Origin of the sequence: Actinoplanes sp. NPDC051859, assembly GCF_044452725.1 — a bacterium.
Classification (GTDB): domain Bacteria; phylum Actinomycetota; class Actinomycetes; order Mycobacteriales; family Micromonosporaceae; genus Actinoplanes.
Genome location: NZ_JBITBX010000003.1, coordinates 121,141 through 135,038, shown reverse-complemented (window position 1 = coordinate 135,038; position 13,898 = coordinate 121,141). Strand labels below are relative to the sequence as shown.

Genomic DNA, 13,898 nt, shown 5'->3' with positions numbered 1-13,898 from the left:
TAACGGGGGTCTTACCAGCGGTAGTGCGCGAAGGCCTTGTTGGACTCCGCCATCTTGTGGGTGTCCTCGCGCCGCTTGACCGCAGCACCGAGGCCGTTGCTGGCGTCGAGCAGCTCGTTCTGCAGCCGCTCGATCATGGTCTTCTCGCGGCGGGCCTTGGAGTACTGGACCAGCCAGCGCAGGCCGAGCGTGGTCTGCCGCGGGGTACGGACCTCGACCGGCACCTGGTAGGTCGCGCCACCGACACGGCGGCTGCGGACCTCGAGGGTCGGCTTGACGTTGTCCATGGCGCGCTTGAGCGTGACCACGGGGTCGGTGCCGTTCTTCTCGCGGCAGCCCTCGAGGGCGCCGTAGACGATCCGCTCGGCGAGCTGACGCTTGCCGCCGACCAGGATCTTGTTCACCAGCTGGGTGACCAGCGGCGAGTTGTAAACCGGGTCCGCAACCACAGGGTGGCGCGGAGCAGGGCCCTTACGCGGCATATCAGCTCTTCTCCTTCTTCGCGCCGTAACGGCTGCGGGCCTGCTTGCGGTTGCGGACACCCTGGGTGTCCAGCGAACCGCGGACGATCTTGTAGCGGACGCCCGGGAGGTCCTTCACACGACCGCCACGCACGAGCACGATCGAGTGCTCCTGCAGGTTGTGGCCGACGCCCGGGATGTACGCGGTCACCTCGATCTGGCTGCTGAGCTTCACACGAGCGACCTTGCGCAGCGCAGAGTTCGGCTTCTTGGGGGTGGTGGTGTACACGCGCGTGCACACGCCGCGCCGCTGGGGACTTCCCTTCAGCGCCGGCGTCTTGGTCTTGCTCGTCTTCGCCTGGCGGCCCTTGCGGACCAGCTGCTGGATCGTGGGCACCGGGTTTCTCCGCTCCCTTCGGCCGCCGTTTTCTAGCGGCCGCACCGTCTCGTTATGCCTTGTGTGCAGGCAGTCCCTGGCGGGACTCCCACACCCGCGGTCGGGCGTGTCGCCCAGCTCACGGTTTCCCGGCGCGTCCGTTCGAACACGCGGCGGGTTGTTTGTGTCGGGCTCGTCAAGCCCGGCGTTGCTGCCCTGATCTTCTTGTTCGTCTTGCCTACGACTAAGGGCGCACGCACGACTTGCCCGGGCGAGCCCAGGCACGAGGAAGAAGATTACCCACCACATCCCCACGGGTCAAAATGACCCCCACGAGACACGGTCGGATACCTCCGCACGTTCAACTGTACCGGGCGGGCTATCGGTCCTGCCGAGCGATCCTCCGAACACTGCGAGCCAGCTCACTAAGACGCCCCCAGCAGGGCGCTGACGGCGACCGACAGGACGGCGATCCCCGCTCCGACCGCACCGCACGAGCAGCCCGCCACCGCGACGCCGCGCCCCTTGAACCGCAGCCGCCCGCCCTGTCCTGAACTTCGGATCTGGCGCATGGCGAGAACGCCGGTGACGATCGCCCCGACGCCGAGCAGCCCCGACAGCAGCGCAAACGCCCCGGCGGCTAACACGCCCCAGCCGTCCTCAGCACCAACGGCGCCGAAGCAAAGCACCAGGAGGGACACCAGAATCGACGCGATCCCCGCAATCAACGAGCCCGTGGCCTGCCCAGACATCGCCGGCACGACCTGCAGCTGGACCAGGCCGTAATCGGTGCCGGCGACCCGGTCGACCCGGCCCGGCGTCCACGCGCCGTCGTGCGGTGGCGGCGGCACGGCCGGCGTTGGTCCACCGGACGGGTAATACGTCATGGGCCCAGCTTGTCACCCGCACGGGCGAGCCGCAGCCGCGCCCGGCGTCAGTTGGTGCCGGGAGCGAAGTCCTGACCCGGCGCGCCCGCGAGGTGCAACAACGCGGCGATCACGGTGATCACGAGGGTGGTAACGGCGAACACGATGCCCACCCAGGCCATCCGGCGGCCGCGGTGCAGCCACTTACCCCCGGTCAGGTAACCCTCGGCCACCCACTGCTCGCGATGCACCTGCCGACCAAGCAGCAGCGCCAGCGTGGCGGGAATCACTCCGCCCACCAGCGGGCCGGTCAACAAACCGGCCAGCCCAAGGGCAAAAACGGCGCGTGCCTTCGTCGAAGGCACCGGGTCGGGGTCCATCGGGTGGCGCGGCGGCGCGGTGAACACACTCACTCCCCCATCCTTACCGGCATCCCCCCGCTCGAGCACCCCAGTCAGCCCGGTTTTCGCCTTTCCTGCCAGCAGGATGGCTCGCTGACCGGACCTCTCACAGCGGGCAACTGTGATGTAAATCTCAGAAAAATTGCCATTCTCAAACCCAGCGATAGCCGTGTCCAACGTGCGGCAATCCGCAAAGCAGTCCGGTCTCGACACAGGACCTCGCAGACGCCTACAGGTGACCGCAGGCCGACGACGACCGAACGGATACGCCCAACAGCATTGACTCAAACCCTTACCAGCCAACGGTTTCAGGCCTCAGGAAAGTGCGGCATCGGCTTCGGCTTGGCGCATTGAGATCACGTGCTGAACGGCCTGGCGATTACATTTTCCTGTGCAGGAAATCGCATTACTGTCCATTCCAGCGCACAGAATTTCCATTTCCTGGTCGGCGCCAGCACCTGGTCGACGTCTCCGTCGGCGCTCCAGCAGACACCGAGTCGGTGTCTCACCAACGGATGAGGCGAGACACAGCCCACTGCCGCGAGCGCAAGACTTGCAACACTCGCGGTACACCGCACTAGCGGACTACCGATCCTTCAGCGCAGCGCAGTCCGTGGCGGGTCAACCCGCCCATCTCCCCCGGTCCCTCCGTTGGCCGCAGGCTCCCTGAGAGCCGCTCTGCCGCACTATCCTCCGCAGCTCGGCCTTCTCCCGCCGCAAGAGCAGATCGACCCATGAAACACGGGTGGGGCGGCCGCTGTCAGCGACCGCCCCACCCGTGGTGCGTTGTTTAGCGGTACGACCCGAAGTCGAAGTCGTCCAGCGGCACAGCCTGCCCGCTGGCCGGCCCGAAGCCGTAGTCGGTCTCGGGGTACCCGGTCATCGAGTACACCTTGGCCTTCGCCTCCTCGGTCGGCTCGACCCGGATGTTGCGGTACTTGGAGATACCGGTACCGGCCGGGATGAGCTTACCGATGATGACGTTCTCCTTGAGGCCCACCAGCGAGTCGCTGCGCGAGTTGATCGCCGCGTCGGTGAGCACCCGGGTGGTCTCCTGGAAGGAGGCCGCCGAGAGCCAGGAGTCGGTCGCCAGCGAGGCCTTGGTGATACCCATGAGGACCGGACGACCGGCGGCGGGCTCGCCGCCCTCGCCCACGAGTCGGCGGTTCTCCGACTCGAAGAGGGCGCGGTCGACCAGGACACCCGGCAGGAACTCCGCGGCACCCGAGTCGATGACCGTCACCCGCTTGAGCATCTGGCGGATGATGATCTCGATGTGCTTGTCATGGATGAGCACACCCTGCGAGCGGTAGACCTCCTGGACCTCATTGGTCAGGTGGACCTGGACCGCGCGCGGGCCCATGATGCGCAGCAGCTCGTGCGGGTCGATGGTGCCCTCGGTCAGCTTCTCGCCGACCTCGACGTGACCACCGTCGTGCACGTTCGGCCGCAGCTTCACGCGCTTGGAGATCTTGTCGTACACGATCTCCTCGCTGCCGTCGTCCGGGATGACGACGATCTTGCGCGAACGCTCGCCGTCCTCGATCCGGATGCGGCCCGGGGTGTCGGCGATCGGCGCCTTGCCCTTCGGGACGCGGGCCTCGAAGATCTCCTGCACACGGGGCAGACCCTGGGTGATGTCCTCACCCGCGACACCACCAGTGTGGAAGGTACGCATCGTCAGCTGCGTACCCGGCTCACCGATGGACTGGGCGGCGATGATGCCGACCGCCTCGCCGATGTCGACCGACTTGCCGGTCGGCAGCGACCGGCCGTAGCAGGCCGCGCAGACGCCCAGCTTCGACTCGCACGTCAGGACGCTGCGCACCCGGACGTTCTCGACACCGGCGGCGACAAGCTTGTCGACCAGGATCGAGTTGAGGTCGTCACCACGCGACACCACGCGGTTGCCCTGCGCGTCGTCGATGTTGTCGGCCAGGGTCCGGGCGTGCACGCCGGTCTCCGCGTGCTTGTGCACGATCAGGGTGCCGTCGGCCTCCCGCTCGCCCACCGCCATCGGGATCGCGCGCTCGGTGCCGCAGTCCTCCTCGCGGATGATGACGTCCTGCGACACGTCCACCAGACGTCGGGTCAGGTAACCCGAGTCGGCGGTCCGCAGCGCGGTGTCAGCGAGACCCTTACGGGCACCGTGCGTGGAGATGAAGTACTCCAGAACGGTCAGGCCCTCGCGGTACGACGAGGTGATCGGGCGCGGGATGATCTCGCCCTTGGGGTTGGCCACCAGACCACGGATCGCAGCGATCTGCCGGAGCTGGAGGAGGTTACCGCGAGCGCCGGAGTTGATCATCACCCAGAGCGGGTTCTCCTGCGGCAGCGCCGTCTCCATCTCCTTGGAGATTTCCTTGGTCGCGTTGGTCCAGATGTCGATGAGCTCGCCGCGACGTTCCTCGGCGGTCATCAGACCCCGCTGGTACTGCTTGTCGATGCGGTCCGCCTCGCCCTGGTAGCGGGCGATGATCTCCGGCTTGCGCGGGGGACCGATGACGTCGCCCATACCGATCGTCACACCGGACCAGGTGGCCCAGTGGAAGCCGGCCTCCTTGAGCGCGTCCAGGGTCGCGGCCAGGGCGACCTTTGGGAAGCGCTCGGCGAGGTCGTTGACGATCGCGGAGAGCTGACCCTTGCGGATCTCGTAGTTGACGTAGCGGTAGCCCGGCGGCAGCGTCTCGTTGAAGATCACCCGGCCCAGGGTGGTCTCGACGAGCAGCGGCTGGTCCTGGGTCCAGTCCTCCGGAGCCTCCCACGGGGCCTTGCCGGCACCGTTGTCGACACCGATGACCTCGCGGAGCCGGATCCTGACCGGCGCCTGCAGGTGCAGCTCGCCGTTGTCGAACGCCATCCGTGCCTCGGCGTCCGAGCTGAACACCCGGCCTTCACCCTTCGCGCCCGGCGTCAGGTGGGTCAGGTGGTACAGCCCGATGACCATGTCCTGGGTGGGCATGGTGACCGGCTTGCCGTCGGCCGGCTTGAGGATGTTGTTCGACGAGAGCATCAGGATCCGCGCCTCGGCCTGCGCCTCGGCGGACAGCGGCACGTGGACCGCCATCTGGTCACCGTCGAAGTCGGCGTTGAACGCCGTACAGACGAGCGGGTGGATCTGGATCGCCTTGCCCTCGACCAGCTGCGGCTCGAAGGCCTGGATGCCCAGGCGGTGCAGCGTCGGCGCGCGGTTCAGCAGCACCGGGTGCTCGCTGATGACCTCTTCGAGGACGTCCCACACGACCGGGCGCTGGCGCTCGACCATCCGCTTGGCCGACTTGATGTTCTGCGCGTGGTTGAGGTCCACCAGACGCTTCATCACGAACGGCTTGAACAGCTCCAGCGCCATCTGCTTCGGCAGGCCGCACTGGTGCAGCTTGAGCCGGGGGCCGACGACGATGACGGAACGGCCGGAGTAGTCGACACGCTTACCGAGCAGGTTCTGCCGGAAGCGACCCTGCTTGCCCTTGAGCATGTCGGAGAGCGACTTCAGCGGGCGGTTACCCGGACCGGTGACCGGCCGGCCGCGGCGACCGTTGTCGAACAGTGCGTCGACGGCCTCCTGCAGCATCCGCTTCTCGTTGTTCACGATGATCTCGGGGGCACCGAGGTCGATCAGACGCTTGAGGCGGTTGTTCCGGTTGATCACCCGGCGGTACAGGTCGTTCAGGTCGGAGGTCGCGAAGCGGCCACCGTCGAGCTGCACCATCGGGCGCAGGTCCGGCGGGATGACCGGGACGCAGTCCAGGACCATGCCCAGCGGGGAGTTCCGGGTGTTCAGGAACGCGGCGACGACCTTGAGCCGCTTGAGCGCACGGATCTTCCGCTGGCCCTTGCCGGTGCGGATGATCTCGCGCAGCAGCTCGGCCTCGGCGTCCAGGTCCATGTTCTCGAGCAGCGCCTTGATCGCCTCGGCACCCATGCCGCCGGTGAAGTACTCACCGAAGCGGTCCCGCAGCTCGCGGTAGAGCAGTTCGTCGGTGACGAGCTGCTTCACGTCGAGCTTGCGGAAGGTGTCGAGCACCTCGTCGAGGCGGTCGATCTCGCGCTGGGCCTTGTCCCGGATCTGGCGCATCTCGCGCTCGCCGGCTTCCTTGACCTTGCGGCGCACGTCGGCCTTGGCACCCTCGGCTTCGAGCTCCGACAGGTCCTGCTCGAGCTTGGCGGCGCGCTTCTCGATCTCGGAGTCACGGCTGTTCTCGGACTGCCGCTTCTCGGCGAAGATCTCGTTCTCGATGGTGGACATGTCGCGGTGACGCGCTTCGGCGTCCACGCTCGTGACCACGTACGAGGCGAAGTAGATGATCTTCTCGAGGTCCTTGGGAGCCAGGTCGAGCAGGTAGCCCAGCCGGCTCGGCACACCCTTGAAGTACCAGATGTGCGTGACCGACGCGGCCAGCTCGATGTGGCCCATGCGCTCACGGCGGACCTTGGACCGGGTCACCTCGACGCCGCAGCGCTCACAGATGATGCCCTTGAACCGGACCCGCTTGTACTTGCCGCAGTAGCACTCCCAGTCCCGCTGCGGACCGAAGATCTTCTCGCAGAAGAGTCCGTCCTTCTCGGGCTTGAGCGTGCGGTAGTTGATCGTCTCGGGCTTCTTGACCTCGCCGTGCGACCACTGCCGGATGTCGTCAGCGGTAGCAAGGCCGATGCGCAACTCGTCGAAGAAGTTGACGTCGAGCACTTGGACTATCCCTCGTGTTTCGTTGCTCGGATAAATTCCAGGCGGCGGGGGCGCCCCGGGCGGTGGTCACACCACCCGGGGCGCCGTCCGTCAGATCTCTTCGACGCTGCTGACGCCCTCGTTCGGGCGCCGGGACAGGTCGATGCCGAGTTCCTCCGCGGCCCGGAAGACCTCGTCGTCCGTCTCGCGCATCTCCAAGGCCACACCGTCGCTGGAGAGCACCTCAACGTTCAGGCACAGCGACTGCAGTTCCTTGAGAAGCACCTTGAAGGACTCGGGGATACCCGGCTCCGGGATGTTCTCGCCCTTGACGATGGCCTCGTAGACCTTCACGCGGCCCAGGACGTCGTCGGACTTGATGGTGAGCAGCTCCTGCAGCGCGTAAGCGGCGCCGTAGGCCTGCATCGCCCAACATTCCATCTCACCGAACCGCTGACCACCGAACTGCGCCTTACCACCCAGCGGCTGCTGCGTGATCATCGAGTACGGGCCGGTCGACCGAGCGTGAATCTTGTCGTCGACCAGGTGGTTCAGCTTGAGGATGTAGACGTAGCCGACGGAGATCGGGTCGGGCAGCGGCTCGCCGGAGCGACCGTCGAAGAGCTGCGCCTTGCCGTCGCCGTTGACCAGCCGCTTGCCGTCCCGGTTGACGAGCGTGGACTCGAGGAGACCCTTGATCTCCTCCTCCTGCGCGCCGTCGAAGACCGGGGTCGCGGTGTTCGAGTCCGCGGGGGACTCGTGCGCCTCGATGGCCCGCAGCTGCCGCTTCCAGTCGGCGTCGTCGCCCTCGACCGACCAGCCGGTCTTGGCGATCCACCCGAGGTGGGTCTCCAGGACCTGACCGATGTTCATTCGCGAGGGCACACCGAGCGGGTTGAGCACGATGTCGACCGGGGTGCCGTCCTCCAGGAACGGCATGTCCTCGACCGGCAGGATCTTGGAGATGACGCCCTTGTTGCCGTGGCGTCCGGCGAGCTTGTCACCGTCCTGGATCTTGCGCTTCTGGGCGACGTACACCCGGACCAGCTCGTTCACGCCCGGGGGCAGCTCGTCGCCGTCCTCGCGGGAGAACGTCCGGACGCCAATGACCGTGCCGGTCTCGCCGTGCGGCACCTTCAGCGAGGTGTCCCGGACTTCCCGGGCCTTCTCACCGAAGATCGCGCGGAGCAGCCGCTCCTCCGGGGTCAGCTCGGTCTCACCCTTGGGCGTGACCTTGCCGACCAGGATGTCGCCGGGCACGACCTCGGCACCGATCCGGATGATGCCGCGCTCGTCCAGGTCGGCGAGCATTTCCTCGCTGACGTTGGGGATGTCGCGGGTGATCTCTTCCGGGCCGAGCTTGGTGTCACGGGCGTCGACCTCGTGCTCTTCGATGTGAATCGAGGTGAGGACGTCCTGCTGCACGAGGCGCTGCGACAGGATGATCGCGTCCTCGTAGTTGTGGCCTTCCCAGCACATGAACGCGACCAGGAGGTTACGGCCGAGGGCCATCTCCCCCTCGTCGGTGCACGGACCGTCGGCGATGACCTGGCCGGCCTCGACCCGGTCGCCCTCGAAGACGACGGGCTTCTGGTTGACGCAGGAGCCGGCGTTGCTGCGACGGAACTTGTGCAGCAGGTAGGTCCGGCGGTGGCCGTCGTCCTGGTGCACCGTCACGTAGTCGGCACACAGGTCCTCGACCAGACCGCCGACCTCGGCCACGACCACGTCACCGGCGTCGACCGCAGCGCGGTACTCCATGCCGGTGCCGACCAGCGGCGCCTCGGCCTTGACCAGCGGCACTGCCTGACGCTGCATGTTGGCGCCCATGAGCGCGCGGTTCGCGTCGTCGTGCTCGAGGAACGGGATCATCGCGGTCGCGACGGAGGTCATCTGCCGCGGCGAGACGTCCATGTAGTCGACGTCGGTGCCGGGCACGTAGTCGACCTCACCGCCCTTACGGCGGACCAGGACGCGGTCCTGGGCGAACGTTCCGTCGGCGGCGAGCGTGGCGTTCGCCTGCGCCTTGATGAACCGGTCTTCCTCGTCCGCGGTCAGGTAGTGGACCTCGTCGGTGACGACGCCGTTCTCCACCTTGCGGTATGGCGTCTCGACGAAGCCGAACGGGTTCACCCGCGCGAAGGTCGAGAGGGCACCGATCAGGCCGATGTTCGGGCCTTCCGGGGTCTCGATCGGGCACATCCGGCCATAGTGGGACGGGTGCACGTCGCGGACCTCGAAGCCAGCCCGCTCGCGGGACAGACCACCGGGGCCGAGCGCGCTCAGCCGGCGCCGGTGGGTCAAGCCCGCCAGCGGGTTGGTCTGGTCCATGAACTGCGACAGCTGCGAGGTGCCGAAGAACTCGCGGATCGCCGCCGTGATCGGGCGGATGTTGATCAGCGTCTGCGGCGTGATCGCCTCGACGTCCTGCGTGGTCATGCGCTCGCGGACGACGCGCTCCATGCGGGACAGGCCGACCCGGACCTGGTTCTGGATCAGCTCGCCGACCGTACGCAGGCGCCGGTTACCGAAGTGGTCGATGTCGTCGGGCTCGTAGCCTTCCTCACCGGCGTGCAGCCGGCACAGGTAGTCCACGGTCTTGACGATGTCTTCCTCGGTCAGCGTGCCCCGGACGATCGGGACATCGATGTCGAGCTTCTTGTTGAACTTGTAGCGACCGACCTTGGCGACGTCGTACCTCTTCGGGTTGAAGAAGAGGTTGTCGAGCAGGGTCTGCGCGTTCTCCCGGGTCGGGGGCTCGCCAGGGCGGAGCTTGCGGTAAATGTCTAGGAGGGCCTCGTCCTGCCCCGCGATGTGGTCCTTCTCGAGCGTCGTCATGAGCAGCTCGGACCAGCCGAACCGCTCGCGGATCTGGTCCGCCGACCAACCGACCGCCTTCAGCAGGACCGTGACGGCCTGCCGACGCTTGCGGTCGATGCGAACACCAACGGTGTCGCGCTTGTCGATGTCGAACTCGAGCCAGGCACCCCGGCTCGGGATGACCTTGACGCTGGAAAGGTCGCGGTCGGAGGTCTTGTCCGGCTCCTTGGTGAAGTACACGCCCGGCGAGCGGACGAGCTGACTCACCACGACGCGCTCGGTGCCGTTGATGATGAACGTCCCCTTGGGGGTCATCATCGGGAAGTCACCCATGAACACCGTCTGGCTCTTGATCTCGCCAGTGGTGTTGTTGGTGAACTCCGCGGTCACGAACAGCGGTGCGCAGTAGGTCAGATCCTTCTCCTTGCACTCCTCGATCGAGGCCTTGACCTCGTCGAAGCGCGGGGAGGAGAAGGACAGCGACATGGTGCCAGAGAAGTCCTCAATGGGACTGATCTCTTCGAGGATCTCTGCGAGGCCCGACAGGGCATGCGGATCGTCCGTCGATCGGGCCTGCCACGCCTCGTTGCCAACCAACCAGTCGAAGGAATCCGTCTGGAGGGCAAGGAGGTTGGGGACCTCAAGTTGCTCGGTGATCCTGCCGAAAGAGATACGGCGGGGAGCGTAAGCGCTCGACGTACGACTGGTCTTCGCAGGGCGGGAAGCTGCCAAGATGCGTCCTTCCGAGGACCGGTGCTGCTGATGCGGCTGAGCTGCTGGTGCAACTGTCTGCGCTGCTAACCGCTGGTTACCGCTCTGGGCACTCCAATGAACCCCCAGGAAGTCATCCGGATGGATGTCCCTGCAGGGCTCAAGGCAGAAGGCAGCGCAAACTAGCAGTGTAGCCGCTCGGCTAACCGCTGTCCAGCCCACACCGGAGGAAGCCTGCGGAACGTGCCCCGAAGGTCGCTGACCTGCGCTTCCAAGGTCAGTGCCTCGTGCGGGGCCGCTCAAAACGCGGCGTATCTTCCTCGGTGCCAGTCTGCGGGACCCGGCATAAGCAGGCATACCCACAGGTCGGCTGTCGCAAGCGCGGAAACTTGCTGATGTCAGCGTGCCTGTCGTCGGACACACAGTCAAGGGTTGCGCCGCGGGTCGGACCTGTGCCGTCCCTTGCCGGACGCGGCATAGTCGCCCGACCGCGGGAATTACTCCTGGTCAGGGCAATTGTCCGTCGGGTGTCCGACCCCTGGACAGCGGCCCGACGGGCCGGCACCGCCTACCGGAAAACGCACAGGCGAGGACCCATTCCGGGCCCCCGCCTGTGGCGAGAAAAGCGTGAAGCGTCAGGTCACTTGAGGGTGACCTTGGCGCCCTCACCCTCGAGCTTGGCCTTGGCCTCCTCGGCCTTCTCCTTGTTGACACCCTCGAGGATCGCCTTGGGGGCGGCCTCGACGGCGTCCTTGGCCTCCTTGAGGCCCAGGCCGGTCAGCTCGCGCACGACCTTGATGACCTGGATCTTCTTGCCACCGTCGGCCTCGAGGACGACGTCGAACGAGTCCTTCTCGGCCTCGGCCGGGGCAGCGTCGCCGCCCGCGCCACCGGCAGCCATCATCGCGACGGGAGCGGCGGCGGTGACCTCGAAGACCTCTTCGAACTGCTTCACGAACTCGGAGAGCTCGATCAGGGTCATTTCCTTGAACGCGTCGAGCAGCTCGTCGGTGCTGAGCTTCGCCATATCAGGCAACCTTTCTTAGCTTTGGTGAATGTAAGTCGAAGTCCGCGTAAGGCCGGATCAGGCCTCGGCGGAACCGTCCTGCGCGCGCTTGTCCTGCAGTGCAGCCGCCAGGCGTGCGACCTGGGCCAGCGGGGCCTGGAAGGTGCCCGCAGCCTTGGTCAGGTTGCCCTTCATGGCGCCGGCCAGCTTGGCCAGCAGCACCTCGCGGGACTCGAGGTCGGCGATCTTGCCCACCTCGGCGGCCGTGATGGCCTTGCCCTCGAAGACGCCGCCCTTGATCACCAGGACGGGGTGGGCCTTGGCGAAGGCCCGAAGGCCCTTGGCCGCCTCGACCGGGTCGCCGCTGACGAAGGCGAGCGCGGTAGGACCGGCGAAGAGCTCGTCGAGGCCCTCGATGCCCGCGTCGGTCGCAGCCCGCTTCGCGAGCGTGTTCTTCGACACGGAGTACTTGGTCTCGTTGCCCAGCGATCGCCGCAGCTCAGTGATCTCGGAAACCGTGAGACCGCGGTACTCGGTCAGCAAGGTTGCCGAGGAGTTCCGGAACTGCTCGGTGAGCTCGGCGACGGCAGTGGCCTTATCGGCCCGGACCGGCTTGTCCGCCATGTCCCTCCTCTCTCAATGCTCAAGATCCGCTGGAACTGTTCGCGGACCCGAAACACGAGAAACGCCCCGGCGCAGGGCGCACGGGGCGGACATGGGCGTAACGAGACGCCGGCATGAACACGAGCCGTTCTCCCTGCGCGGGTCGCCCGCCTGCTGCGGGACCTTCGGCCACAACCCCCGTCTTGAAACGGTGACTGCGACGACCAGCGGTCTATGGGTGGAACTTCAACACCGAAGAGTACGCGTACCCGCCGCACACACCAAATCGGCCCCCGAACCCGAGGGACCCCGGTCTGGCTTCGGCGTCACTAGCATCGTCGACATGGCGACGCGGCTAGTGCAGATCAACATGAAGGCCCACGACGAATCAGCGCTGGGCAGCTTCTGGGCAGCGGCACTGGGCTGGAACCTCAGCAGCGAAGGACCGGGCGTCACCAACCTCGAACCAGCGGGCTTCAGCTACCCCGACCCCGTCGCCGTCTGCATTGATCTCATCGCCTCCCCGGAACCCAAGGCAGGAAAGAACCGGGTGCACGTCGACCTCGCCACCACCTCGGCGGCCCAGCAGGCGGAGACGGTCGCACGGCTGAGGGAGCTCGGCGCGACACTCGCCGACGTGGGCCAGGGCGATGTCCCGTGGACGGTCATGGCCGATCCGGAAGGCAACGAATTCTGCGTGCTGGACTCGCTCCTGCCGGAAACCGGGCCGATCGCCACGGTGGTGGTCGACTGCCGGGATCCACGAGCCATGGCCCAATTCTGGGGTGCCGCAATGGACTGGACCCTGCACAAGGTGACCGACCACCATGCGGTGCTCCGCTCCGCCCAGGGCGTCGGTCCTTATCTGCAGTTCCTCCGCACACCCGACATGAAGACCGGGTGGAATCGCGTCCACCTCGACGTGCGGCCTTATCCGGGTGACGACCTGACGGTCGAGGCAACCCGACTGCGGGCACTCGGCGCCACCCCCATCGACCTTGACCCGGTCGAGGTCGCGTGGACGGTCATGGCCGACCCGGAGGGCAACGAGTTTTGCCTCCTCGCTCCCGGCTGATCCTCCGACCGGCAAGGTCAAGCACGGTGCCGACGCAGCCACAGGTACGTCCCGAAGACCGCCCCACACCACGCCAATGCCCAGGCGGCGAGGAGGCAGAACGTCCCGAAGGCAGGCACGGGCACCCGGCCCAGCGCGCGGGCGAAGGCCAGCACCGGCGGCACCAGCCACGGCGCTACAGAGTCGCGCAGGCCCAGCACGATGCCGAGGACCGATCCGACCGCGAGCACTGTCACGCCGGCCCGGACCGTCCGCGTCACCGCCCGGCTGCCTAGCGCTCCCAGCCCCACACCGGCGGCGAGTGCCACCAGGTGAGCCAGCAGACCGAGGACCGCGCCGGTGGCCGTCGAGGGCTCAGCCGACCCGGGCTCGGGCCCTCGAATGGCACCGAACGGGAGCGGAGCGATCAGGGCCGCCGCAGTGAGCAGCAATCCGGTGAGCAAAGCGGTCACCGCGCCGGCAAGGGACTCCCGGATGGGCCCCACCGCAACCCGGGCGAGCCGCCGCTGCACGTCGGGCTCGGTGTCGAGGACGACCTTGGTCAACCAGGCGAAGACGGGAAAGAGCACCGCGGCGGAGTAGCCATAGGCGGCCGCTGCCGTGGACTGCCCGCCGCCATGCAGAACGCCGAGCAGGACCAGACCTGCCAGCAGCGGCGGCAAGGCGCGACCGCCCCGGACGAAACCGGCCAGGCGCATGCGGACCAGCGCGATCACCGCGGCTCCTCTCCGCGCACGTGCGGCTCGTCCACACCCGCCGACGACTCCGCCACGTCCACGAGCGACTCCGGCGCACAGATAGGCGACTCCGACTCGCGGATAGGCGACTCCGACTCGCGGATAGGCGACTCCGACTCGCGGATAGGCGACTCCGACTCGCGGATAGGCGACTCCGACTCGCGGATAGGCGACTC

At 67.0% G+C, this 13,898-nt stretch carries 11 protein-coding genes; 1 reads left to right on the top strand and 10 read right to left on the bottom strand.

What is annotated here, in order from left to right; all coding sequences use genetic code 11:
- Positions 1–11: 11 nt before the first annotated feature.
- The 8 genes from rpsG to rplJ all read right to left on the bottom strand — a co-directional run bounded on the left by rpsG (position 12) and on the right by rplJ (position 11,931).
- Positions 12–482: a 30S ribosomal protein S7 gene (gene rpsG / locus ACIA1L_RS08515; RefSeq protein ID WP_133873229.1), complete on the bottom strand. Its 471-nt coding sequence runs from the start codon at positions 480–482 to the stop codon at positions 12–14.
- A 1-nt stretch (position 483) separates the two neighbouring features.
- Positions 484–858 carry a 30S ribosomal protein S12 gene (gene rpsL / locus ACIA1L_RS08510; protein ID WP_014440718.1) on the bottom strand — a complete coding sequence of 125 codons (375 nt, stop codon included), beginning with the start codon at positions 856–858 and terminating at the stop codon, positions 484–486.
- Between the two features lie 404 nt (positions 859–1,262).
- Positions 1,263–1,724, bottom strand: a complete 462-nt coding sequence (locus ACIA1L_RS08505; protein ID WP_396071938.1) for a hypothetical protein — start codon at positions 1,722–1,724, stop codon at positions 1,263–1,265.
- A gap of 47 nt (positions 1,725–1,771) precedes the next feature.
- The gene (locus ACIA1L_RS08500) at positions 1,772–2,083 is read right to left on the bottom strand and encodes a hypothetical protein (RefSeq protein WP_396072447.1); all 312 of its coding nucleotides are present in this window, start codon (positions 2,081–2,083) and stop codon (positions 1,772–1,774) included.
- A gap of 811 nt (positions 2,084–2,894) precedes the next feature.
- Positions 2,895–6,791 (bottom strand): DNA-directed RNA polymerase subunit beta', encoded by a 3,897-nt coding sequence (locus tag ACIA1L_RS08495; RefSeq protein ID WP_396071936.1) that lies wholly within the window; start codon positions 6,789–6,791, stop codon positions 2,895–2,897.
- Positions 6,792–6,881: 90 nt separating this feature from the next.
- A complete protein-coding gene (locus tag ACIA1L_RS08490) occupies positions 6,882–10,322 on the bottom strand; it encodes a DNA-directed RNA polymerase subunit beta (protein WP_396071935.1) in 3,441 nt (1,146 codons plus the stop codon).
- 619 nt (positions 10,323–10,941) lie between these two features.
- Positions 10,942–11,328 carry a 50S ribosomal protein L7/L12 gene (rplL, locus tag ACIA1L_RS08485; protein WP_396071934.1) on the bottom strand — a complete coding sequence of 129 codons (387 nt, stop codon included), beginning with the start codon at positions 11,326–11,328 and terminating at the stop codon, positions 10,942–10,944.
- Positions 11,329–11,385: 57 nt separating this feature from the next.
- Positions 11,386–11,931, bottom strand: a complete 546-nt coding sequence (rplJ, locus tag ACIA1L_RS08480; protein ID WP_396071933.1) for a 50S ribosomal protein L10 — start codon at positions 11,929–11,931, stop codon at positions 11,386–11,388.
- A gap of 322 nt (positions 11,932–12,253) precedes the next feature.
- Here rplJ and ACIA1L_RS08475 point away from each other — a divergent pair, with 322 nt between their 5' ends.
- The gene (locus ACIA1L_RS08475; protein WP_396071932.1) at positions 12,254–12,985 is read left to right on the top strand and encodes a VOC family protein; all 732 of its coding nucleotides are present in this window, start codon (positions 12,254–12,256) and stop codon (positions 12,983–12,985) included.
- A gap of 17 nt (positions 12,986–13,002) precedes the next feature.
- Here ACIA1L_RS08475 and ACIA1L_RS08470 read toward each other — a convergent pair whose 3' ends face one another.
- Both ACIA1L_RS08470 and ACIA1L_RS08465 read right to left on the bottom strand, forming a co-directional pair.
- The gene (locus ACIA1L_RS08470; RefSeq protein ID WP_396071931.1) at positions 13,003–13,701 is read right to left on the bottom strand and encodes a hypothetical protein; all 699 of its coding nucleotides are present in this window, start codon (positions 13,699–13,701) and stop codon (positions 13,003–13,005) included.
- A partial coding sequence (locus tag ACIA1L_RS08465) for a hypothetical protein (RefSeq protein WP_396071930.1) occupies positions 13,698–13,898 on the bottom strand: 201 nt, incomplete at its 5' end. The genes ACIA1L_RS08465 and ACIA1L_RS08470, both read right to left, overlap by 4 nt.

Bases quoted from the DNA above. Each gene is read 5' to 3' on its own strand.
- rplL (WP_396071934.1), bottom strand. From the start codon at position 11,328: ATGGCGAAGCTCAGCACCGACGAGCTGCTCGACGCGTTCAAGGAAATG.
- ACIA1L_RS08475 (WP_396071932.1), top strand. From the start codon at position 12,254: ATGGCGACGCGGCTAGTGCAGATCAACATGAAGGCCCACGACGAATCA.
- ACIA1L_RS08505 (WP_396071938.1), bottom strand. From the start codon at position 1,724: ATGACGTATTACCCGTCCGGTGGACCAACGCCGGCCGTGCCGCCGCCA.
- rplJ (WP_396071933.1), bottom strand. From the start codon at position 11,931: ATGGCGGACAAGCCGGTCCGGGCCGATAAGGCCACTGCCGTCGCCGAG.
- rpsG (WP_133873229.1), bottom strand. From the start codon at position 482: ATGCCGCGTAAGGGCCCTGCTCCGCGCCACCCTGTGGTTGCGGACCCG.
- ACIA1L_RS08500 (WP_396072447.1), bottom strand. From the start codon at position 2,083: ATGGACCCCGACCCGGTGCCTTCGACGAAGGCACGCGCCGTTTTTGCC.